This is a genomic window from Pseudoalteromonas sp. SCQQ13 (assembly GCF_015864415.1).
Lineage (GTDB): Bacteria > Pseudomonadota > Gammaproteobacteria > Enterobacterales > Alteromonadaceae > Pseudoalteromonas > Pseudoalteromonas nigrifaciens.
This window is the reverse complement of record NZ_JADYXG010000009.1, coordinates 49,079-73,154: the sequence shown is the minus strand read 5'-3', so window position 1 is coordinate 73,154 and position 24,076 is coordinate 49,079. Positions and strand designations below refer to the sequence as shown.

Genomic DNA, 24,076 nt, shown 5'->3' with positions numbered 1-24,076 from the left:
TAAAGTGGCGGCAGCTTCAATGGCTTCTTTGTTTGGCGTTGTAGCAAATATAAATGGCAGGTTTAACTTACTAAAATCTTTACTATCAAAAAAGGGTTCAGGTAAATACTCTAAACGACTATCAATAGCCAGCTCAGTCTGATCAAGAGTAATATTGCTTGATTTACTTATTTCAACCCAAATAGAGCGATTATGGTAATCATGACAGGTCAAGTCGTAATAGCCCACTAACTCAAAACGAATTTGATTAAAGTCTTGTATGTATTTTGAATTGAGTTGAATGTTATGCGTAATTAAGTTTTCAACGGTACTAAGCTGTTTATTAACAGGTAATACTGTGACTAAGTTTTCATTAAAATATACTTTTAAGTGTGAAACATTAGCAAGCAATGATGGCGAGTTAGTATAAGAAAAATTAAGCATTAAGTTTTTGCTTAGTTTATCTATACTGTTGGTAAAATCGACGCGAGAATTATTGTTTACTCCATCTAGTTTATAGTTAGTAAAACCTAAAGCATTAAAATCAAGTTTTAAGCCCGATACGGCTGCACTTTCGGGGTAACCATTTGCAAAAAGTGATTTATTTGGCATAGGTTCGATAGCAATAACGTGCCACGCCGTACTAGTAAACAGAAGTAGGGTGAGTGTATTAAGCAACTTTTTAATCATAATTATTCTGCACTATCGGTTTTTTGGGAATGAATGAATTTACGTAAATAACTAAATTAGTCATAAACTTAATAATAGGTTGAAGTTGTCTTGGTGCGTGAAACAATATATTAGTAAACCCTCGTAAACTTGTTTTTTTAACTTCTTTAAAGCTATAAGATGGGCGATCATGTTTAAAATTGTTTTGCCAATCTAACCAAGCATCAGCTCTTGAAAAAGTACACTGAATAAACGCCAGTTGCTTTTCTATACTGAGATCTTTGAGTGTAAGACCAAATTGCTTCTCCCGAGTATTAGTTACATAGGTAGTAAACGAAAACTGCTTATTACCTCTGCTCATTAATAGCTCTATTTTATCGTTAACCCTGCATAAATGCGCATGCTCGGTTTCAATACCTACTCCGTTATCAGAGTAGTCGGTAATTTTAACTTTTAAAGTATGTCCATTCGCTAAACGAATACCCGCCGGAAAGTTTGCTTTTACGCGGTGTGAGTTTCTTACTTGACGAGCTTCAGCTGCTACCGCGACGGCAGCACCTAAAATAATAATATTATAGGTGGCCCATGCCATACTAATAATTAGCACTCCAATTTGATTTGGCTCACCAAAAAAGGCTCTTAAAGTACCCACAATAATGCCTAATAAGTTAATCGCGAGTAATACCATATAGGGTTTAGAAATCCCCCAATCATAATGCTCTTTATTATTAAGTCCCCCTTTTTCAGTTACATTAAACTTGCCTTTATTTGGGTTAAATAAAGCAACTGTGGTGGGTTTTAATATATACCAAGCCAGTACTGTTTCGTAAACTTCACCCCAAAATGAGTACCTGTATTTACCTTGAATACGTGAGTTAGTCGCTTTTACTTGAATGAGTGTGGGTACAACATAAATAAATATGGCTAAAAATGGTGCATAGATAATATAAGCGTTGAAATAGATGAGTGCTAAAGGAGCGGTTAAAAATACAATGCGAGGAACCCCAGATAAAAAGTGTAGCATGGCATTTATATAGCACAGTCGTTGTGGCAGGTTTAACCCTTTGCCTAATAGTGGATTATCAAGACGAAATATTTGCGCCATACCACGCGCCCAACGAATTCGTTGGCCAATATGAGCCGATAAACTGTCGGTGGCTAATCCCGCGGCTTGTGGAATATTAATATAAGCTGTTTTATAACCTGCGCGCTGCATTCTTAGTGCTGTGTGCGCGTCTTCAGTTACGGTTTCAAACGCAAAGCCGCCTATATCATCAAGTGCTTGGCGTTTTAATACCGCACACGAGCCACAAAAGAAGGTAGCGTCCCACATATCATTTCCATCTTGAATTAGGCCATAAAACAGCATGTTTTCGTTAGGGACTTGACTGTGGTTATTTAAATTTCTTTCAAAGGGATCGGCTGAAAAAAAGTGATGCGGGGTTTGCACTAAGCATACCTTACTATCTTTTAAAAACTGCCCCATGGTCATTTGTAAAAATGATCGAGCAGGAACGTGGTCGCAATCAAAAATAGCAATGTATTCGCCATCTGTATAGCGCATCGCACTATTCATATTACCCGCTTTGGCATGATTATTATCAGGGCGAGTTAAATAGCCTACGCCAACTTGTTCAGCAAATTGAGCAAACTCAGGGCGTTTGCCATCATCTAATATGTATACATTAAGCTTATCTGCGGGCCAATCAATGCTCATCGCCGCGAGTGTAGTGGGTTTCACTACACTCAGAGGTTCATTATAGGTTGGAATATAAACGTCTACGGTTGGCCACAGGTCGGTATTTTTAGGCATGGCAATAGGTTTACGCTCAAGCGGGTTAATAGTTTGGAAAAAACCAAGAATTAGTACTAGCCAAGCATAGGTTTCAGCAAGCAATAAGCCCAAACCTAGGAATAAAGCGAGAGGATCATCCCAATTTAGTGTTTCAGTGTACCGCCACCATAAATAGCGCGAGGAGGTAGTGACTGATAGGGTGATCATGATAATAGTCGCCATTTGCCCTTTTACTCGTCTTAGTGAATAGGCTACCAATAAAATAAAACTAATAAATACAGCTTGAGCCTCTAAGCTAAACGGAATAGTGATAAAAATAGCCATTAAAAATAATATAAATGTAATAGCAATATATTTTATAAGCTTATTTTGCCAGATACTCGCATATACCATTGTTTTAAAGGCGCTTTTTTTTGTTTTTTTAGTGCTTTTAGATAATAAACTTTTTAGTAACTTTCCTAGCTTTAAGTCAATCCAGCGTAGTTGTCTAAATGTATAGTTTACTGATGAGTAAAAATAATGAGTAATAGGCTCTTTTACAGCGCTATTTTTAGGCTCATATTTAAAAAACAATAAAAATAAACTTTGTAATACAAAGCGCAGGCTATTTGAGTAAATAAAGCTGCGATAAGGTAATTTTAAGTGTGGGTAATATGTACGCAAAAAGTTATGAGTAGTTAATTTATGAGGGTTAAACTTTATAAATAACGAGCTAATAAGCGTTATAAAAGGAAATGAAAACGCTTCTACTACATTCATTTTGTGTTGATTAAAATAACAATGAAATTTAAACATCACGAAGCGAGCTAGCTTTTCTGTAAATAAAAGGCGCAAAAGTAAATATAAAGTACGATCTAATGGGCGTCTATTTAAGGTACTCATAACTATAACGCTGCCTTGCTGACCAACCAGCCAGCAAGTGTTTCAAAGTCGTCATTCGCCACACTATAGGGGGCGCAATTAAATGCAACATTGCGATAAGCTGTCGCCTCTTTAACAACTTCATCATGATTAATAAAAAATGGCGCTATTCGCGGCAGTGTTGTTTGCCACAGTGCAAACAAATCAAACTCAAGTAATGAAGCTGAATTGTATTTGTTGACTAAAAAGTAGTGTTTCCAGTTATTCTTAGACTTTTTAAGTGCTAGTAAGCGCTTGTGAATTAAGCTGTGGCAAGTTGCATCACAGTTTACTAACTCAACAAAAATATCGTCGTGATTTAAACTGTAATGCGTAATATCTATATGTGAAGGGCAGTCGTATAGCATCCATGTGCCAGGAGCAAGGTCTAATTGCTGGCAGCTATTTACTGTATCTATAACATCATCTGTTGTGGCTGAATTATCGCCAAAGGGCAGAAATATAATGCCATTACTATCTTGTTGAAACATTGATAGCGCATCATTAAATGTTTCAGCGTTACTCCAACCAAGAGTTTGTGTCCAAGGTAAACCAAAATGTAAGCTTAAATCACTTTTTGCGTCTAAGTCGATAGCAATAACATCAACATCTGATTTTTTAAGTGCGCATGCGAGGTTGGCTACAATAGATGTGCCTCCTGTACCGCCTTTTATCCCTTTTATAAAAACTCTTTGCACTTTATTAAGCTACCTATTTATTTTGTGGTATTAACTGCACTGTCTATTTCCTTTAATAAAGGATACTTATTTATTGTTTTTATATTTTGTTGTTGATTAACTATTTCGACATAATCGTCACTTTGGCCGCCAAAGCGATGCGATAAGTTTTTAATGTCATTAGATGTTAACGTTTTTGACTCTTTAAAAGCTAAACTTCTCATTGATAGTTATACTGCTTTGTTAATAGACTTTATTTTTTAAAGTGGACTTTATTTAGCTATTATATATAGAATAGCGCTTAAAACTAGTGAAAAAGTATTTTAAAATAAGGGTTTTTAATTGCATCAGCTTAATATATCGGGATTAGAGCCTTTTGCCAAAGAGCTACAAACGGCCTCAAGCTATGCTGTTTTAGCGCCTCAAGACAATATAGCTATCGAATTTGCGTTACAAAGTGTTAACGAAAGTTGCGCAGGCAATATATTTATTGCATCTGCGCAGATTGAATCTTTTTTTGAGCTTTCCTCTTCATCTAACTTAATTACAGCATACGAAAATAACCAGGTGCATTCATTTTCATTTAGCGCACAAAATAAAGATTTTGGTATTAAAGAGTTAGTAAAAAAAATGCTCAGTGAACTAAGTATTTACTCAGAAATAACCGAATCCTTAGTGTTTATTCATTTAAGTACGATGCAATTAGAGTCTATAAAAGAGCCAGAAGTTGAACAGCTGATGGAGTACTTTACGAAGTTTACTAAGCGCACTAATGCAACTTTGTTACTATTAGTTTCTGGGCCTGAAGTTGTTAAGTATCGCTTTTTAATCAGGCGTTTAAATAAATTATTCGATGGCAGTGTTTTTATTGATAATGATGCTGCAATACGTACCATCGACTATGATTACTGGCGCCATAGCACAGGTATATTAGCTAACGAGCAATATCAGTTGGTTTTTAAACACAATAAATTAATAGCAAAGCAAGCTATAGGTAACGAAGTAGAAAAGCCCGGTAGTAAGAACTTTTTTGATGAAGACGATGTGTGGCTTGTACAAAATGCAGTTCCTGAGGGGACTAAGTTGCCAGCACATTATCGCATTGTGGATGATAATAAAGACCTATATAAAAAAGGCCCCAGAATAGAAGCTGCTACGCTTGTTTTTTCGGTAACCCGATATACTGATCTAAAACAACTAGCAACACATTGTTTTGAATTAAGAAAACACTGTGGTCGTTGGCTAAAGTTAGTAATTCAAAATGTTGATGGTATTATTCGTCATCAAGATGAGTGTTTATTTTTAACTCTTGGAGTAAACCTTATTTTATATAGTTTTTCTGAGCCGTCACGATTATTATCGCAAATTCAGTCAATTCAAGGTTTTCAATTCTCCAGACCCTTACCGCCTTCTGTTGAGCATGTACTGCAGTACACAGAAAATACTTTTTCGAAGGGGTATTTACCTTTTATAGAATTTACTCGCCAGGTTGAAATACACAGCAACTCCGCGGTTAATTTAGGAGTGAGTGGTGTGTTAGTCAAATTAGAGCTATTACCAAGAATAGACCCTATACATCCGCTGCATTTATTTCACATAAAGCGCGAAGGGGATGTGTTAAGTGTGGCTGAAAATACAATTTATTTATATTTACACGCGTGTAGAGAAAATGATGTAGATAATGCGATTAAACATTTATTTAAGTTAGAAATCAGTGACTTTTTTGTACAGCAAAACCTGATATCGGAGCATTTTTATATTCAACAAGAATGTAAGCAACTTAGGCGTTATTATAAAGACAAAAATGTAATTGATTACTCTAAACAATTAACTGAAAACAATAGTTATGAGTTTGCCCCAAGTTTTATTAATAATTCAGCTATTGATATCGGCAGCCCCGAACTTGTTATTACAGAGCGCGCAGATGCAACGCCTATTGTAATGAAGCTAAGGATATAAATTATGAGTATGAATCAATTTATTATTACGACCTTATTGGCAATGTTGCTCGGTGGTATATTGTGCCTAGCGGGTTCGTTTATATTATCTAAATTAAAAACATACTATCTACAGCTCACTTTTAAACACCAAGTTTTAGAGCCGTACATGTTTAAAAAAAATGAAAAGGACAAACCGTGAAATTATCGGGTTTAGGTATTTGGAATCTCTATTTTTTAGTAAAGTTTGTACTTTTTTATTATGGTGCCATTAAATTTGATTTTTTAAGTAATGCTGCTTTAGCTGCTTTATTTGCACTTACCTTTAGTAATTCACAAGTAGATAAGCTAAAGCACTTTATTGGCGCGGTGTTTGCGATTGTATTGCTTTATAAAGATTCATGGTTACCTCCAATTGATAGATTAACCAAACAAGCGGGAAATATTCAAGATTTTAGTTTAGGTTATTTTGTTGAGTTGTTTGGCCGCATAGTTAATTACGATATGCTGTTGGGCTTATTTATTATTGTTATTTGTTTTTGGTATACCTCGCAGTGGATCCGCTTTACTACAGTAACAATAGCTGGATTAATTTTTATAGGTTACCAGGGGGCGTTAAAGCCAAATGATATGGCAGTGTCGGTGCAAAATGCGCCTAATCAAGAGCAAGAGTTTAGTAATACTGCTGTAGTTACCCAAAAGCTAGATTCAGCAGATCAGCAATTAAATGATTTTTATAAGCAGCAGAGCCAATTAGTTAGCTACTTTCCAGATGAGTATAGCGGCACGCAATTTGACGTTGTTGTTTTAAATATATGCTCCCTAGCTATTGCAGACTTAAACGCTATAGGCGTTAGTTTAGATGATGTTTATAGTGATTTTGATATTGTTTTTTCTGATTTTAATTCAGCTACATCCTACAGTGGTCCTGCCGCCATTAGGTTACTACGGGCAAGTTGTGGGCAAACAAGCCAACCAGCACTATTTGATGATGCGCCAGAGCAATGTCACTTATTTAATAACCTAGAAAAACTAGGGTACGACAGTCATTTAGTTATGAATCATGATGGCCATTTTGATGGGTTTAAAGATTTGGTGAAAAAACAAGGTAAGCTAAATAGCCCACTATTTGACACCACATCATTACCTGTTGCGCAGTATAGCTTTGACAGTAAACCTATTTATTCAGACGAGGCGGTGCTAAATAGTTGGCTTGAAGAGCAAGGCGATAGCTGCGCCCCTTGTGCTATGTATTACAATACGATTAGCTTGCACGATGGCAATCAACTGGCTAATAGTAGGCGCATGAATAGTGATGAAAGTTATCCTGTTAGACAACAAAATTTATTTTCAGATATTAATCAGTTTATTAAAAACTTAGAAAAACGCGGCCGCAACGTGATGCTAATGTTAGTGCCAGAGCATGGCGCTGCACTGCAAGGCGACAAAGTACAATTTGCAGGGCTGCGCGAAATACCAAGCCCTTCAATAGTAACAGTGCCAGCGGCAATTAAGTTTATAGGTCCTGACTTGCCTCGTATGTCGCAAATAACAGTGACAAATACAAGCAGCTACTTTGCTCTATCTGAGCTGATAACTAAGGTGATGAAGAGTAATTACTTTGCAGGGAAAAGTAATAATATGGCAGAATTAGTGAGCCAGTTACCTACTTCGCAAAAAGTAGCAGAAAACGCCGGAACAATAATGATGTATGTTAATAAACGTCCATATATTCAATTAGATGGCGGTGAGTGGACTTTATATCCCCGAGGGTGAGTTATTTTTTTATATTTAGCTCAAGCAAAAAAAACGCATATATGTCCAAATTTGTTTACATTAAACTATCCAGCTGATCAGAGTTAGCGTATTATTCAGCGCAAATAGTTTCCCCTTATTTGAGGCTGTATGCGTTTAGATATTCATTGTGCGGATCGAGTTGGTATTGCTCAAGAAATCCTTAATATTTTAGTTAACTATAATGTTGATTTAAAAGGGATTGAAGTCGACTCAGTTAATTGTCGTATGTATGTTAGCTTTCCTGAAATAGAATTTGAGCAGTTTCAAAAAATCATGCCATCAATTCGCTTAATTGATGGTGTGCATGATGTACGCACCACGGCATTTTTACCCTCAGAGCGTGAGCATAACGAATTAAATACGCTACTAAGAGCACTACCTGATGGCGTTATTTCTATAGATGCCAAAGGTTGGGTGCGTTTATGTAATGACGCAGCGTGCAAAGATTTACAACTAACAGAAAAAGAAGTTATTGGTGCCAATATTAATAACTTACTTAAAGGTTTTAATTTCACTCGCTGGCTTGAGGGTAAAGAAGTACTTGGCCAAACTACGCGCGTAGAAGTGGCAGGTGAAGATTTTATTGCGGATATTTTACCCATTGCTGTTCCGCAAAGTAACGAAGGCGATGTGCTAGCCGGGGCGGTAATAAATATTAAATCGCAAAGTCGCTTAGGCCAACAAGTAAGTGCTTTTAGACGCTATGGACAAGAGAGCTTTGCTACTATTCATAACTTTAGCACTGCAATGCGCCGAGTAGTGCGTGAAGCACGTAAAATGGCGCAGTTAGAAGCGCCTATTTTAATTACAGGCGAAACCGGTACTGGTAAAGAGTTGCTCGCACGTGCATGTCATTACGCTTCTAATCGCTCTGTTAAGCCTTTTATTGCTTTGTCGTGTGCTTCGCTACCCGATGATGTGGCCGAATCTGAATTATTTGGTTATGCCGGTTACGAAGAAAACGCCGCGCCAAAACGTGGCGTACTTGAACAAGCCGATGGCGGTACTGTATTTTTGGATGAAGTGGGCGAAATGTCTACTCAATTACAAACCAAGTTACTGCGCTTTTTACAAGATGGCACATTTAGAAAAGTAGGCGATGAAAACGAAGTAAAAGTTAATGTACGTATTGTTGCTGCCACTCAAAAAGACTTACCTGCTATGGTACAAGAGGGGGTTTTTAGGGAAGACTTATATTACCGTATTAACGTTTTAACGCTAGAAATAGCACCACTGAGAGATCGCAAAGCCGATGTGGGGCCGCTTGCTGAGCACTTTATTCAAAAGTACGCACAGCAAAATGGTCATGACGTGCCGTTGTTATCACAAGAGTGTTTAAGCTTTTTACAAGATTATCCGTGGCCGGGTAATGTGCGCCAATTAGAAAACGCAATTTACCGTGCTGTGTCTTTGTTAGATGACAGTGAATTACGCGTTGAGCATTTACAACTCCCTACATTTACCCATGATTTAGGGTATTTAGAATCAGATTTTGAAGGCTCACTCGATCAAGCAGTTAAACGCTTTGAGGCTACGTTATTACGTAAGCTATATCCTGCTTATCCTAGCTCACGCCAACTAGCAAAGCGCCTTGGTTTAAGCCACACCGCGGTGGCAAACAAGTTACGTGATTATGGTATTAATCGTAAAACAGTAAAAGTTTAGTAACGCAAAGTAATAACTATAAGCTTAAACGTGCGCGGGTAGCTTATAGTTATTTACTTTAATAAAGTAAACTTTGGCTAAACGCGTGTGATACACTTAATTTAATTTTAACTGGTAAGACCTCTGCTGTGAACTTATACATTCGACTTATTTTATTGTTTTTTAAAATTAAACGTAACCATGACTATCAACACTTACTTGATACGGTAGATATTGATTACAAAGCCCTACCTACAGATTGCGATATAAACTTACATTTAACTAATTCACGTTACTTGGCTATGATGGATTTATCGCGCACTTGGATGACAGAGCGGGTGGGTTTATTAAAGCACATATTAAAACGTCGTTGGTTTCCAATTGTAAACGCGACTGCTATTACTTATATTCGCGATATAAAACCTATGCAGCGTTATACAATTAGCACGCGCTTAGTGGGCTGGGATCATAAGTACTTTTATATAGAGCAAAAATTTCACTCTCAGCGTGGCTTACACGCAATTGCTTATGTGCGCGGCGTATTTAAAAGTAAAAAGGGCATAATTAGCATTGAAGAAATGCTGGAAGTAGCTGACTTTAAAGGTGTAGCCCCTATTTTACCAAGTGAAGTAATGCACTGGAAAGAAATGTTAGAGCAGAAAAAAGTAACTAATTTACCACGATAATAATAGTTAACCTGAGCTCTGGTTAGTTATGAGTAATAATCAATAGTTGAAAAAAAAAGGCCTTACGGCCTTTTTAACACACATGCTTATTACTATTAAAAGCTGTATTTAACCCCAAACATCGCCACAATTGGGTCAATTTTAACAGTTGACGTTAATGCTTGAGCGCCATCGGCATAGACAGTTGCATCAGTTTCAATATCCATAATTGAAACCATAGCGTGTAGGCCCCATTTTTCATCTATTTTATAGTTAGCACCCACTTGCGCTACAAAGCCAAACGAATCATCAAGTTTAACTTCTACATCATCTGTTCCAAGTACTGTTTTTAGTGCTTGAGAAGGTTGCTCATCAAAGAAAGTTGTATAGTTAACACCTACACCAACAAAAGGGCGAAACGCGTAGCTTGAATCTAAAAAGTGATATTGCGCTACTAACGAAGGAGGTAAATGCTTAATGTTAGCTATTTTATTGCCCGCTAAACCACCCGCGCCATTTATATCATGTGAAAACGGTGTAGCTGCAATTAACTCTAACACCCATTGCTCATTAAAAGCATAATCAACAGTAATACCTAACTGAGTATCTGAACCCGGATTAAGTCCTAGGGCAGAATTTTCGTTAATTGGTGAGCTAGTACTATCAGGGTTTACGTTTATAGCACCCACGTTTACGCTAAAGTTAGCGTGTGCAGCAGGAGAGAGTGCTAATAAAGAGGTGAGTAATGCAATGCTTAATTTAGTTTTCATGTTGTTCTCCAAGAACTACTTTGTGATTGCCGCTATTATTATTCATTAACACAAACAATAACTTGTTTTAGATCAAGGTTTCAGAAATGTTTGAAGTTAGCAAAATCATTTATTGATTTAGATTAAGTTTCTCCACAGTACATAACAAAAGCTATTGACTTATTTAGGTAATATTCAGAATAAAATCAGCCAAGTTTGTTAAACTTATCTTTATGTCTTCTTTTCAATATTAAGCAGGTTAAATGAACGCTACCCAGCAGCTGTTTCTTCATGGTTCAATTTCTAAAGCGCTGCTTAAGTTAGGTATTCCTATAATTTTAATCAATGTTTTACAGTCGGCGTATCAACTCACTGACGCTTTTTGGGTGGGGCGTTTAGGGGCTGCGCAAGTTGCTGCTGTGTCTATTAGTATGCCTGTTACTTTTTTAGTCATTGCCATAGGTGCAGGTTTGGCGATGGCGGGGGCTATTTTATCGGCGCAATATATGGGAGCAGGGCAGCAAGACAAAGTAAATCATGTTGCCGCGCAAACTATGTTAATGGTGACGCTAACAGCCATAGTGCTGGGGGGCATAGGTTATATGCTATCGCCTTATTTTTTAACCCTTTTAGGCGTAGAAGACGCTGTTTATGGCGATGCACTTAAGTTTATGCATGTATCGTTTATTGGGGTTATTTTTGTATTTATTTATGCCATGTTCCAATCGTTAATGCGTGGTATTGGCCAAACAAAAGTACCGCTAATTATTGTGAGCGTGACCGTGTTGCTTAATTTTGTACTCGATCCGTTATTTATTTTTGGCTATGGCAGTTTTCAAGGCTTAGGGGTAATGGGAGCTGCACTGGCAACTTTAGTAACGCAGAGCTTAGCTGCACTTGCTGGGGTAATTATATTTTTACGCGGCCGTCATGGTATTCAATTACAGCTAAAAAGTTTTTACCCCGATTGGCAATATATAAAACAAGCCTTCTTTTTAGGCGCTCCGGGTTCAATTGAATTGTCGGCTCGTGCTTTTGGTTTAATTATCATGTCTTTTTTAGTGGCAAGTTTTGGCACGCAAACGATTGCATCTTACGGTGTTGGCTCCAATGTTTTACAAATGGTGATGATCCCAGCAATGGGTTTGTCGATGGCTGTGTCTACATTAGTGGGGCAAAATATGGGCGCAGGAAACCCCAAACGCGCTGCGCAAATAACTCAGCTTGCTAGTTTATGGGGCTTACTAGGCCTGTCGTTTGTGGGAGGGGTAGCCTATTATTTTGCCGAGCATTTAGTTGCATTTTTTATTCCCGATGATGGGGCTGTAATCGCTAAAGGCGCAAAATTTATTCGCATAATGTGTTTAACTTGGGGGGGAATTGGTGTACAACTTTGTGTCGTGGCTGCTTTTAGGGCATCAGGCAATATGCTTAATGCTATGTTAGTTGCCCTGTTATCACAGGGGGTTGTACAGTTTCCTGCGGCGTATATTTTATCTAAACATACGCAATTAGGAGATCACGGTATTTGGTATTCATTTGCCATTACCAACGTGGTTATTGCGCTTATTACCTATGCGTGGTTTGCTCAAGGTTCGTGGCAAAAAACTATTTTAACCAAAGAAGACAAAGACATAGCTAAAATTAGCCAAGAAGCTTTCATCGAAGAAGGCAGTCACTAAACATTGCGGTGGGGTTTGCTGCCGTATAATTAATTTTATAAGGAATAACTATGTCTGTTTTGGTTGCTATAGGGGATCGTGATAATTCTAAGCTGGTGTCGCAGTTACAAGCACGCTTACCTAATATACACATTGAGCAATATTCACAGTGTGAAGATTTCAGTAAAATTGAGTTTGTATTAGCCTGGTATGCACCAAAAGAACTATGGGCACAATTACCTAATTTAAAAGTGGTGTCGTCGTTTGGTGCTGGGGTTGATAGCATTGATTTAGACTTGCTGCCAGAGCATGTTGAAGTAGTGCGTATTGTTGACTCCCAATTAGAAGTAGATATGGCCGAGTATGTACTTACTCACGTATTGGCGCAAAAACTACAATTAAAAGAATATTATCAAAAACAAGCCGCAACGCAATGGAAACCAAATCGGGTATTAAGTCACAACAAAGTGGCTATTTTAGGCTTTGGTCAATTAGGCAGAGCTTGTGCGCAAAGACTCGTTGATAATGGCTTTAGCGTGAGCGCGTGGGCACAAAGCCATAAAGACGTGAATAACGTGACCATGTATTATGGAGAACATGGGCTAAACGAAATGCTGCCTAATACAGATTATTTAGTGTGCTTATTACCGCTGACCGAAAACACGGCCGGAATTATTAACAAAGATTTATTGGCTAAATTACCCGCCCATGCAGTATTAGTAAATGCGGCACGCGGCCAGCACGTAATAGAAGCTGATTTATTACAGGCACTTAATAGTGACAGTTTACGCGCCGCCACGCTTGATGCGTTCGATCAAGAGCCATTACCAAGTGAGCATCCATATTGGCTGCATCCTAAAATAACCATAACACCACATTGCGCTGCATTATCAGATGTTAACTGCGTTATTGAACAAATTGAAGTGAGTATTCAATGCTTAACTAATGGCACACCACTTAAAAACCGGGTTGATAGAACCAAAGGCTATTAGCCACAAAGAAAATGATTTGATAAACATCTTGTTAACAGGTGTAATTTTTATTATTGTATGAAACTTATTCTTACTAATAAAAATAATATCGAGAATACTATGAAGTCTAATCAGGGCGGCGTTAAATTAAGTTTAGTGGTTATATCTATTATAATTTTAGGAGTATCGGCATGGTTTAACCAAGCCCATGCTAGCGAGCTTGCGCTAATACTCTATTAAAACAAAACCTATGCTGAGTTTTTATCAAAACTAGCATAGGTTTTTTGCTATAAGCACTAAAATTATCTCCTTAATTAGTTATCTAATTTAAGTCCTCAGTATGCTGCTTGTTGTATCACACCACAATTTCATTCTTATATTGCTAATAGTTATCGGGTTAGTCCAGATTGACGATGATAGTTGCTCAGCGTCAGCCTTATGCTGGGTGCTAAATTAATAAGCACGACATCGGAGATAAGAATGACGACAGCACCTAAGTACGTAGAAGGGCATAACCTGTTACGCGGGAAATCGGTTTTAGTAACGGCCGCCGCAGGCGCGGGCATTGGCTTTTCAGCCGCATTACGTGCAGCCGAAGAAGGGTGCCGGGCATTAATGATATCTGACATTCATCCACGTCGTTTAGATGAAGCTGTAGCTAATATAAAAGCGCAAACAGGTTTGCAACAGGTATTTGGCCAATTGTGCGACGTAAGCCAAGAAGAACAGGTTCAGGTATTGATCAATGCAGCAGAGGATAAACTCGCAGGTGTTGATGTGCTTATTAATAATGCAGGACTAGGTGGTCAAACCGCTGTAGTAGATATGAGCGACGAGCAGTGGAGTAAGGTGATGGACATTACTCTTACCGGTACATTTCGTATGACCCGTGCAATGCTGCCATTTATGCAACAACGCAAGGCAGGTGTAATCATTAATAATGCCTCAGTATTGGGTTGGCGAGCACAAAAAGAGCAAGCACATTACGCCGCTGCTAAAGCCGGTGTTATGGCATTTACTCGCTGCTCGGCATTAGAAGCTGCTGAGCATGGAGTGCGAATTAACGCGGTATCGCCATCAATCGCTTTACATGAATTTCTTAAAAAAGCCTCAAGTGCCGACGTACTTGAGCAATTAGCCTCAAAAGAAGCCTTTGGTCGTGCTGCCGAAGTATGGGAAATCGCCAACGTGATGATGTTTTTAGCCAGCGATTACTCGTCTTACATGACGGGCGAAGTTGTGTCTGTTAGTTCACAGCGTGCTTAGGGGGGCAAAATGGCAAATAAAATAATTACTAGCAAAACGCAATTACTTGCTTCAACCGGACTTGATTTAGGCGTAAGCGACTGGATTGCAGTAGAGCAAAGCCGTATTGATATGTTTGCCGAGGCAACGGGAGATCATCAATGGATCCATGTCGATCCTATTAAGGCTGCAGAAGGCCCATTTGGCGCATGTATTGCGCATGGTTATTTAACCCTGTCATTAGTTAATTATTTTTTACCTCAGTTGGTAGATGTGCAAAATATAAGCATGGGAGTTAATTACGGCTGCGATAAAGTACGCTTTCCTAATGTGGTTAAAGCGGGCAGTAAAGTACGCGGCACAGGGCAAATAATTAGTGTGGAAGAAGTTAAAGGCAGTGTGCAAGTGATCACGCGAGTAACCATTGAAGTGGCAGAGCAACAAAGGCCAGCCTGCGTGGTAGATACCATTAGCCGTTACTCGTTTGTCTAAATGTTTTGGTTAAGCACGACTAAAGCATAACACTTAAACAGCTAGCGGTTATGTTACAAATAATAGTATTAAATTGCTTAATATAAGAGTGCAATTTAAGAATAACGGTTATTGATAAAAGGTTGGATTTAATTACACAAACGAGGGGTAACATGGTCAATACTGATACGCGTTATATTATTTGGTTGCTGGATTTTTTATCTAGCTTGGGAATGGATACCAACACCATTGCTGCCAACAATGGTATCAGTCGCAGTGAGCTTCACAAACCTAATGTGCTCATTAATGCTAAACAGCATCGAGGTTTACTAACTGATGCACAGCAGTGTTATGAGGGCAGCGATCTTGGACTCATATTAGGTTTAAAACGCTCTATTGCTACCCACGACCAACTTGCATATTTAATGATGAGCAGCGCGACGCTGCGCGATGCCAGCCATATTGGGCTTAAATATCAAAATTACTCAGGCCGCTTTTCTGGTAATTTAGTAGTGACCTCCTTTAGTGAAATTCAAGCCGAAGGCTGTTATCAAATTGACGCTAAAACTGAGCTGGGTGAATTGCGTGTATTAGCAATAGAAGATTTACTTGCCAATATAGTCACGACTTGTCGTTGGGTGCTTGGTCAAGCATTGCCTATTACTAAACTACGTTGTAATTATCCGGCGCCAGTTCATGCTGAGCGTTACCAAGCCATTTTTAATTGCCCCGTCGAATTTGATGCCCCAGTAACCCAGCTATTTTTTGATGCTGCGATTTTGGATCAACCACTCCCGCAGTCGAGCCCAGAAAGTGTCAACTTTTATAAAAAACTGTGCGAAGAAAAAAGCATTACTCGAAATCATGGCGACATAGCATGGCGCTTGTCGCAAATTATTGTTGAAGATCCTGCCAGTCCTCCATCGCTGCACGATGCAGCACTAAAGCTGCATTGTAGTTGCCGTACCTTGAGCCGTAAATTATTAGCGCAAGGTTGGCGCTATCAACAATTAATCGATCAAGTACGAGAGATACATGCGCGGCGGCATTTGAGCGATCCTACGTTATCAATCACTCGCATTGGTCAGCAACTTGGGTATGCCGATAGTTCGGGGTTTCATCGCGCTTTTAAAAAATGGACTGGGTTGTCGCCAAGTGCTTTTCGCCATGCGTTATTTGCGGTGCGCTAATCGCTAGTTAATGGCTAGATCGGATAACAACTTGGCGCAATGAGACAAGCTTTATTAACCACTCAGACCTATTATTTTAACCATGATTTAACATGTTTATTTTGCACAGCAACAGGAAGGTATAATAATAATGAAAAAATATGATGGCCTTAATCAATCAATGCTAGAGCGCTTTGCAACTCGTCCGGGTCGCAAAGAATTATTACCAGAGTTAAGCGAAAAAGCGCAAGTTGCGCTTATGTGTCGCATGCTTATTCGTGAAGGATGGGATGAGCATATTGCAGGGCATATTACTTACCGATTAGAAAACGGTAATATTTTAACTAATCCATGGGAGCTCGCTTGGGGGGAGTTAACCGCCAGCGATATCGTTACACTAGACCCAAAGGGTAATGTGCTTGATAGTGATTGGAATGTGACCCCAGCGATAGGTTTGCACTTACAGCTGCACGCAATGCGACCTGATGTACATGTTGTTATTCACAATCACCCGCATTGGAGTGGTATTTGGGCTTGTATGCAAAAAGTGCCGCCAGTATATGACCAAGCAAGTGCTTATTGTGGTGTTGAATTACCACTTTATGATGAATATGAAGGCACCTTTGAAAACGAAGCAACTAGCTTATCAGCAGTTGAAGCGCTCGGTGATGCCAAGTGGGCATTACTGGCAAACCACGGCTCGTTAGTAGTGGGTAAAAATCTGCGCCAAGCACACCTAAGAGCAATTACTTTAGAGTGGCGCAGTAAACGCGCGTATGAAGTGGAATTAGCAGGTGGCGGGCGACCATTAAGTGATAAAGAAGTTAAAAAAGTGTCTATTGCTGACGACAACGGTTTCCCTTTTGTTTGGGAAGCAATGGCGCGTAAAGAATTACGCCTAGATCCAGGTTTAGTCGACTAAATTTGTCGGATTCACTTAGCTAAGTAGAAGGAATAAAAAATGAAGCTTACAGTAACTCCGCTTGATAATGTTGGCGTAGAAGTGTCGGGTTTCGATATTAACGAGCCACTTACCGATAAAATAAAAGCTGAACTAAAAGCACTATGGTACGAACACGCTATTTTAGTGTTTCGTGATCAGGATATTAGCCCTGAAAAGCAAATTGAGTTTAGTCGCATTTTTGGCCCGTTAGAATTACATCCGTTAAAAGTTACCACCAGTGATAAATATCCAGAGTTATTTGTGCTACAAAATGGTGGCCCTATGGATAAGTTTCAAACTGCTTTTTATAAAGGCGAAGAAATTGTGGGTCGGTTAGATTGGCACATGGATTTGCATTATACAGCGCGTCCAAATCATGGTGCACTGTTGCGCGCTGTGGTGGTGGCAGCAGAAGATGGCATGACCGGTTTTGGCGATTTAGCAAAAGCGTACGATGCACTCGACGACGACACTAAAGCTTTAATTGAACAGCTAGAAGTGGTTTACAGCTTTAGTATGCAGCGCCGCCATATGCGCTACGTTAACTTAGACGGTTATGAGCCTGGCCCTAACAGCCCAACAAAACCAACCGACATTGGCTTTCCTGACTTTTCAGACGCTGCTTACCCTATGGTAGTTACACACCCGATCAGTGGCCGTAAAGTACTTGAGGTGGTAGAGCAGTTTTTAGATAGAGTTGTTACTCCACAGCAATTTGGTTTATCGAATGATGAATCTATAGAGCTACTTGAGCGACTTGTTGCGCATGTACAAAAGCCGGAATTTACTTACTTTCATAAATGGCGCGAAGGCGACATGGTACTGTGGGATAACTGGCGTGCAATGCACTGCACTACCGGCACTAAGCCTGGGATCAATCGCGTTATTAACCGCACCACCATTGAGGGCGATATAACGCTTGGCCGTGTGTTAAAAACAGAATAACTTTACATCTATTGCAGCAGCTTAAATTAACCAGCTGCTGCTTTTTTATATCTTTCATTAATACTTACCAGCCTCTACACGACATTTCAATCTGCTAATTTTTAATCTATAGCATGCACTTAATATACTTGCGTTTAATACGCAGATTTATTACCTAAGCAGAATAAGTAAGTTAAACCGTTACGCAGTTTGCTATAACGGTTGTTAAATTAAGTGCTAGGGCGTGTTTATTTTTCGAGGTTAAATTGGCAGGTGCTTAGCGGCGCTGCGCCCAGCGAGCCTGCCAAAAAAAGTGGCATCTCCAACCGACATACCACTGGCATATCCCTTGGCTGTACGTGGTAATCCCGCGGTGGCTCGACCAGCTGCATAAAGCCCACTTATTATTTCATTGTCTAAATTAACCACTTCACCCGTAGTGAGTGTTTTTAGCCCACCAAGCGTAAATATGAGCGGGCCTTTGGTGCCGGGCATAATTACAGCAGTCATTTCACTTGCAGAGTATTCTAATAAGGCAAAAGGGGGCTTGTTTAACGGTTTTAGCCACTCGGCGGTTTTATGAAATAGTGGGTCTTGTTTATTACTGGCGTGCTGATTAAAGTAGCTAACAGTTTGCTCAAGTATACCGGCCGGGAAGGGCGCTTCACTGGCAACTTCTGCTATGCTATCGCCAGTGGCAACAATGGCTGCACGTTGTAAATAATGCGACGCCTCAAAATCCTCTTCTTGTACTAACAAATAAAACTTTTGCTCAGCTTGTTGGCAAGAATAATGCGCCAATCTGGCTAAATACGCATCTTCATTTATATAACGCTGACCGTGTTTATTTAGTAAAATACCGTAGGTTAGCTTTGCTGGTGGATAGAGCGGAAACGACATAAAAGCCTGTTCCATATTAATTGTTTGCCCGCCGACTGCTTGGCCTAATTGAATACCATCCCCCATATCGAAGGTGTTGCCATAAGGTACGCAATACTCAAGTAGCTCAGGCATATATTGACGTGTCATGGTGTCGTTCATTACAAAGCCACCGGTGGCTAATACCACACCACGAGTTGCACGAATCGCAATTTCTCGGTTGTCGCGCTTAGCAATTACGCCGCAAACACGATTGTTTTTATCTACTAATAAAGCAATAGCGCGACAATCATTAATTACCTCAGCGCCCGCGCCTGCGATGCGCTGCATTATGGCATCCATAAATATTTTACCGCCTTCGTCGCCCACTTTAGAGGGCACGTGACCGCGTGGAACGGGCTTAGCAATGGTATTAAAAGGGTGAGCTTTTTCATTACCGGTAAATAATAACGACTCATCACTGAGTGGCACTACTGTACGCTCTAAAAAGGCTGCGCGTTTATAAGGTACACCAAGGGATTCAACCCAATCAAAATGTCCTGCAGCGCCTTGTGCATAACAACGCATCTTATCTTCATCGCCATACGGGCCAAGTGCTTCGCGTAAATAAGCCAGCATGTTTTCGGTGCTATCTTCTAAACCTAACTCTTTTTGTAATGCAGTGCCGCCACTGCCGCCTAAATACATTTCACAGCTTGATAATGCAGTCGAGCCACCCCCAGCACTGGCACGTTCTAAAATAGTAACCTTAGCACCTAAGGTTACAGCTTCTAGTGCGGCGGCGGCTCCTGCGCCGCCATAACCGCACACGAGTACGTCGGTGCTAATATCAAAGTGACTAATCGATTCAAAAGCGCGAACTTTGTGTGTGCTTAGTATTGGGTTCAAGTTATATCCTTATAAGTATTTAATATTTAGTGTTTAAAACTTGCCACTGCGCATCATGGCGTCCATACCACCATCTACATAAATAATGCTGCCATGCACAAAAGAGGCTTGGGCTGATTGTAAAAAACTGACCGCATCGGCAATTTCACTTGGCTGACCATTGCGACCAATAGGCGCAACAAAGTTACGTACGGCTTCGCCAAAACGCGGATCTTGCTTAGAGGCTTCGTGCAGTGGAGTTTCAATTGCACCAGGCGCAACTAAGTTAATACGTACGCCGGTACTCCCCGTTTTAACGGCTAAACGACGACAATGTACAGTGAGTGCGTATTTAGATGCCGAATAGGCTATTTGTGGTTGGCCAAGCTCATCTGCCAGTGCGCGAGCGGCTGGCTCATCATTGTTGAGCATTAACTCAATAATAGGATGTGGATCTGCCACTTGTTGACTGGCGGCCACTGAGCCAATAACGGTAATAGCTGGCTGCTCACCTTTAGCGAGTGCAGGTTGAAGTAATTCAATTAACTCGGTTGAGCCAAAATAATTAACCGAAACCACTAAACTGCTACTTGGTGCGGTAACGCCAAGGCCCGCACAACAAACTAGGCCATCTAGTTTACCATTGGCTAATTTGATAACTTGCTCTGCGGCATTAGCGCGACCTTCGGGGGATGATAAATCGGCATTAACCTCGGCTTGATGGCGGTCTATGCCGATCACAGTATGACCTGCTGCGCGTAGTTTTTCACAAACGGCGGCGCCAATCCCTGATGCTGAACCTGTAACTGCGGTAACTGACATAATAAACTCCTAGCATTATTGGTTAATAGTAATTAAAACAAAGTTTAATTTACTGAATGGGTTTTATGAGTTGTTTTGCTTGATAAGATTTTAATTTAAACAGTAAAAATACCGATATTAATGTTGTACTCGTACTAATAAGTAAAGCATAACGTAAGGATTCAACACCGGCCACCTCGCTAAATACTTCACTAAGCACGCCCACCAACATAGGCCCAACACCTATGCCTAAAAAAGTAATCAGCACGGTTTGCATTGAAATAGCCAATGCCCGCTGAGTGCCCGGTACAATTGAAGTGAGTAATGTGAGACAAGGGCTAACCCACCATACAGAAAAGAAACTCGCTAAGGTGCAAAACAGCATAGCAAATGGAATACCGGCAAAAAATAGGTCATCGCCTAAGCCTTTAGGCCATAAAAAATATATAACAATAAATACCCACCCCAGTATATGGCCTAGTATAGGTAGCCATAAAACACCTTTTCGTCTGGCGATTCTATCAGCCAAATAGCCACTAGAAAGAATTCCAATCGCTGCCGCACCGCCGCCAAAAAAGCCTGCCATCATGCCGGCTTGGCTCAGTGTTAAGTCGTGGCTGCGTACTAAAAAAGTGGCATTCCACATGCCAAACGCATTTGCGCCTAACGTTGCAATGGCGCTTGAGCAAACTAATAGTCGATAATCTTTGCGCTTTAACAATGCTTTTGTTGATGCTCTAAAACCTGTGGTTAGTGCAGGCTGCAGCGGTGAAGTTGGAGAGCTAATGGCATCATCGTATTGACCGCGTTTAGGTTCGGGCATCACAAAAAATAGCAAAAAAGAAATAAACAAAGCGGGAGTAGAGATAATAAAAAAGGTTTCTCGCCATCCATACAGCTCTACCCAATATGCACCTAAGGTAAGCGCAATAATGGCGGCAAAGGTAGCGCCAGAGGTAAAACAGCTAATCGCAAATGAGCGTCGCTCAACCGGGTAACTGTCCGAAAGTAACGATAAAGAGGCCGAAGTAACCGGTGCTTCAGCTACTGCCACCAACATACGCATTATTAGTAAACTAATAAAGCCTGCAGTTATGCCGCTAAGTGCTGTAATAATGCCCCACACTAATGCGCTGGCGGCTAACAAACGTGTGCGGCTCACTTTGTCAGCAAGTCTGCCGGCCGATAAACCGGTTAAAGTAAATACAATGGCAAAACCTAGGCCGGTTAATAAGCCCATTTGCGCATCTGAGGCGCCAAATTCAGCTTTGATGGGTTCAATCATCACCGCCATAATTTGTCGCCCAACAAAACTTTCTATATAAAATAAAGTAAGCACCAACAATAAAGCATGTTGGCGCCAATTAGATTTTTTTATGTTCAAGCTTTCGCCGCCTTTAAGGCCTTAGCCATAGTCATTGCGGTGTCGTCTATCATATCTTCTTGTCCGCCTACGGTTTTTAAGCGCCCGAGTTCAAGTAAAATATCACGTGCAGGTACACCGTATTTTTTCTCGGCGCGTTCTGCAAATAATAAAAATGACGAATAAACACCTGCATAACCCAAAGTTAATGAGTTTCGGTCAATACGAATAGGTTGATCCATCATTGGCATGACTAAGTCTTCAGCAACATCCATAATTTTGTATAAATCAATACCGTGATTAACTGCCATACGATCAAGTACCGCGGTAAATACTTCCAACGGCGTATTACCTGCACCGGCACCTAAACCGGCCACCGAACCATCGATGCGGTTAGCGCCCATTTCGATTGCCGCCAGCGAATTTGGAATACTCATGCCTAAATTATGATGACCATGAAAGCCAATTTCGGTCTCGCTGTTAAGTTCGCTGCGCAGTAACGCAATACGGGTACTTACGTCGTCGGGCAACATGTAACCAGCAGAATCCGTACAGTAAATACAGTTAGCACCGTAAGACTCCATTAGTTTAGCCTGTGCAAGTAGCTCCTCTGGGCTGATCATATGTGCCATCATTAAAAAGCCAACGGTATCTAAACCCATTTTACGCGCTGCGCTAATATGCTGCTCTGAAACGTCAGCTTCAGTACAGTGAGTAGCCACTCGAATTGTACTTACGCCATGATCATAAGCCATTTTTAAGTGATCAACCGTTCCTATGCCCGGAATTAATAACGCTGAGACTTTAGCTTGGGTCATTTTTGGCACTACAGCACTTAGGTATTCTTCATCGGTATGAGCAGGAAAACCATAATTAAGTGAAGAGCCGCCTAAACCGTCGCCATGGGTAACCTCAATTAAAGGAATGCCCGCCTGATCTAAGCCAGTGGCAATAGACACCATTTCATCTAAGCTAATTTGATGTTGCTTAGCATGCATGCCATCACGTAATGACATATCGTGCAGGGTAACTTTTTTACCTTTTAAATCCATGATATTACTCCTTAAGATTGACTATCTGATGGCGATTGACCTAGCATTTGTAGTGCAAACATTTCTGCAGTACGCGCGGCCGACGCGGTCATTATGTCAAGGTTACCGGCATATTTAGGCAAGTAATCGCCCAAACCTTCAACCTCTAAAAATATAGACACTTTACGACCATCGAACACCGGGCCATTTTTTAGTTTATAGCCTGGAACATACTTTTGTACTTCAGCAATCATTTCATGCACAGATGCAGTGATAGCGGCTTGATCTGGCTCTGTTTCGGTTAAGCAATGGATGGTGTCGCGCATTAATAATGGTGGCTCAGCAGGGTTAATTATAATAATGGCTTTGCCTTTTTTAGCGCCACCAATTTGCTCCACTGCGCCTGAGGTAGTGCGAGTAAATTCATCAATATTTTGGCGTGTACCTGGGCCAACTGATTTTGATGAAACAGTGGCAACAATTTCACCATATTCAACCGGCTGTACGCGCGATACCGCAGCAACCATAGGAATAGTTGCTTGGCCGCCACAGGTCACCATGTTAACGTTTTTAATATCAGCATTAAGTTGATTTAGGTTAACCGGAGGCACACAAAAAGGGCCAATAGCCGCTGGGGTTAAATCTATCATCAACACGCCTTTTGCATTCACTTTAGCTGAGTTTTCACCATGCACGTAGGCTGAGGTTGCATCAAAAGCAATTTTGATTTCATCGGCTTCAATATGCCGTATTAAGCCATCAATACCCTCAGCGGTGGTTTTAATACCTAATTCGCGTGCGCGCGCTAAGCCTTCTGAGTCAGGGTCTATGCCTACCATCCAAACGGGTTCTAATATCTCACTGCGTTTGAGCTTATAAAGTAAGTCAGTACCAATGTTTCCTGAACCGATCAGGGCGCATTTAATCTTTTTCATGTTA

21 protein-coding genes are annotated in these 24,076 nt (G+C 40.3%); 11 read left to right on the top strand and 10 right to left on the bottom strand.

Annotation, left to right across the window (positions count from 1 at the left end; genetic code table 11):
• The 4 genes from I6F41_RS18020 to bcsR all read right to left on the bottom strand — a co-directional run.
• Positions 1-669: cellulose biosynthesis cyclic di-GMP-binding regulatory protein BcsB (locus tag I6F41_RS18020; protein WP_231613485.1), on the bottom strand; the 669-nt coding region annotated here is incomplete at its 3' end.
• The gene (gene bcsA / locus I6F41_RS09050; RefSeq protein WP_197108225.1) at positions 662-3,325 is read right to left on the bottom strand and encodes a UDP-forming cellulose synthase catalytic subunit; all 2,664 of its coding nucleotides are present in this window, start codon (positions 3,323-3,325) and stop codon (positions 662-664) included. The genes I6F41_RS18020 and bcsA, both read right to left, overlap by 8 nt.
• Before the next feature lie 2 nt (positions 3,326-3,327).
• Positions 3,328-4,041 (bottom strand): cellulose biosynthesis protein BcsQ, encoded by a 714-nt coding sequence (bcsQ, locus tag I6F41_RS09045; protein ID WP_197108223.1) that lies wholly within the window; start codon positions 4,039-4,041, stop codon positions 3,328-3,330.
• A 17-nt stretch (positions 4,042-4,058) separates the two neighbouring features.
• Positions 4,059-4,244, bottom strand: a complete 186-nt coding sequence (bcsR, locus tag I6F41_RS09040) for a BcsR/BcsP family cellulose biosynthesis protein (RefSeq protein WP_086998516.1) — start codon at positions 4,242-4,244, stop codon at positions 4,059-4,061.
• Between the two features lie 118 nt (positions 4,245-4,362).
• Between bcsR and bcsE the strand changes: the two genes are divergently transcribed.
• The 4 genes from bcsE (at position 4,363) to I6F41_RS09020 (ending at position 10,084) form a co-directional block, all read left to right on the top strand.
• Entirely contained in the window at positions 4,363-5,979 is a 1,617-nt protein-coding gene (bcsE, locus tag I6F41_RS09035) for a cellulose biosynthesis protein BcsE (protein ID WP_197108221.1), read from the top strand.
• Between the two features lie 176 nt (positions 5,980-6,155).
• Complete coding sequence (gene bcsG, locus I6F41_RS09030) at positions 6,156-7,733, top strand: cellulose biosynthesis protein BcsG (protein WP_197108219.1); 1,578 nt, start codon at positions 6,156-6,158, stop codon at positions 7,731-7,733.
• Positions 7,734-7,862: 129 nt separating this feature from the next.
• A complete protein-coding gene (gene tyrR, locus I6F41_RS09025) occupies positions 7,863-9,419 on the top strand; it encodes a transcriptional regulator TyrR (protein WP_011328814.1) in 1,557 nt (518 codons plus the stop codon).
• Positions 9,420-9,547: 128 nt separating this feature from the next.
• On the top strand, positions 9,548-10,084 hold the full coding sequence (locus I6F41_RS09020; protein WP_011328813.1) for a thioesterase family protein: 537 nt from the start codon (positions 9,548-9,550) through the stop codon (positions 10,082-10,084).
• Positions 10,085-10,179: 95 nt separating this feature from the next.
• Here I6F41_RS09020 and I6F41_RS09015 read toward each other — a convergent pair whose 3' ends face one another.
• The gene (locus I6F41_RS09015; protein WP_011328812.1) at positions 10,180-10,833 is read right to left on the bottom strand and encodes an OmpW/AlkL family protein; all 654 of its coding nucleotides are present in this window, start codon (positions 10,831-10,833) and stop codon (positions 10,180-10,182) included.
• A gap of 242 nt (positions 10,834-11,075) precedes the next feature.
• Between I6F41_RS09015 and I6F41_RS09010 the strand changes: the two genes are divergently transcribed.
• The 7 genes from I6F41_RS09010 (at position 11,076) to I6F41_RS08980 (ending at position 18,217) form a co-directional block, all read left to right on the top strand.
• Positions 11,076-12,494 carry an MATE family efflux transporter gene (locus tag I6F41_RS09010; RefSeq protein WP_011328811.1) on the top strand — a complete coding sequence of 473 codons (1,419 nt, stop codon included), beginning with the start codon at positions 11,076-11,078 and terminating at the stop codon, positions 12,492-12,494.
• Positions 12,495-12,544: 50 nt separating this feature from the next.
• Positions 12,545-13,465, top strand: coding sequence for a 2-hydroxyacid dehydrogenase (locus I6F41_RS09005; protein WP_197108217.1), 921 nt, complete (start codon positions 12,545-12,547; stop codon positions 13,463-13,465).
• Between the two features lie 459 nt (positions 13,466-13,924).
• Positions 13,925-14,710: an SDR family oxidoreductase gene (locus I6F41_RS09000; RefSeq protein WP_058373853.1), complete on the top strand. Its 786-nt coding sequence runs from the start codon at positions 13,925-13,927 to the stop codon at positions 14,708-14,710.
• Between the two features lie 9 nt (positions 14,711-14,719).
• Positions 14,720-15,181, top strand: coding sequence for a MaoC family dehydratase (locus tag I6F41_RS08995; protein ID WP_197108216.1), 462 nt, complete (start codon positions 14,720-14,722; stop codon positions 15,179-15,181).
• Between the two features lie 152 nt (positions 15,182-15,333).
• Positions 15,334-16,350: an AraC family transcriptional regulator gene (locus I6F41_RS08990; protein ID WP_011328806.1), complete on the top strand. Its 1,017-nt coding sequence runs from the start codon at positions 15,334-15,336 to the stop codon at positions 16,348-16,350.
• Between the two features lie 130 nt (positions 16,351-16,480).
• Complete coding sequence (locus I6F41_RS08985; protein ID WP_197108215.1) at positions 16,481-17,251, top strand: class II aldolase/adducin family protein; 771 nt, start codon at positions 16,481-16,483, stop codon at positions 17,249-17,251.
• Positions 17,252-17,290: 39 nt separating this feature from the next.
• Positions 17,291-18,217 (top strand): TauD/TfdA dioxygenase family protein, encoded by a 927-nt coding sequence (locus tag I6F41_RS08980; protein ID WP_197108214.1) that lies wholly within the window; start codon positions 17,291-17,293, stop codon positions 18,215-18,217.
• Positions 18,218-18,457: 240 nt separating this feature from the next.
• On the opposite strand, the gene I6F41_RS08975 is transcribed toward I6F41_RS08980, so the two are convergent.
• The 5 genes from I6F41_RS08975 to I6F41_RS08955 are packed head-to-tail and all read right to left on the bottom strand — an operon-like array spanning position 18,458 to position 24,072.
• On the bottom strand, positions 18,458-19,963 hold the full coding sequence (locus I6F41_RS08975) for an FAD-dependent oxidoreductase (protein WP_011328803.1): 1,506 nt from the start codon (positions 19,961-19,963) through the stop codon (positions 18,458-18,460).
• A 33-nt stretch (positions 19,964-19,996) separates the two neighbouring features.
• Positions 19,997-20,764, bottom strand: coding sequence for an SDR family oxidoreductase (locus I6F41_RS08970; RefSeq protein WP_011328802.1), 768 nt, complete (start codon positions 20,762-20,764; stop codon positions 19,997-19,999).
• 49 nt (positions 20,765-20,813) lie between these two features.
• A complete protein-coding gene (locus I6F41_RS08965; RefSeq protein ID WP_041454514.1) occupies positions 20,814-22,127 on the bottom strand; it encodes an MFS transporter in 1,314 nt (437 codons plus the stop codon).
• Complete coding sequence (gene dmpG, locus I6F41_RS08960; protein WP_011328800.1) at positions 22,124-23,158, bottom strand: 4-hydroxy-2-oxovalerate aldolase; 1,035 nt, start codon at positions 23,156-23,158, stop codon at positions 22,124-22,126. Before dmpG ends, I6F41_RS08965 begins: the two co-directional genes overlap by 4 nt.
• An 11-nt stretch (positions 23,159-23,169) precedes the next feature.
• Positions 23,170-24,072, bottom strand: coding sequence for an acetaldehyde dehydrogenase (acetylating) (locus tag I6F41_RS08955; protein ID WP_197108213.1), 903 nt, complete (start codon positions 24,070-24,072; stop codon positions 23,170-23,172).
• Between the last annotated feature and the right edge of the window lie 4 nt (positions 24,073-24,076).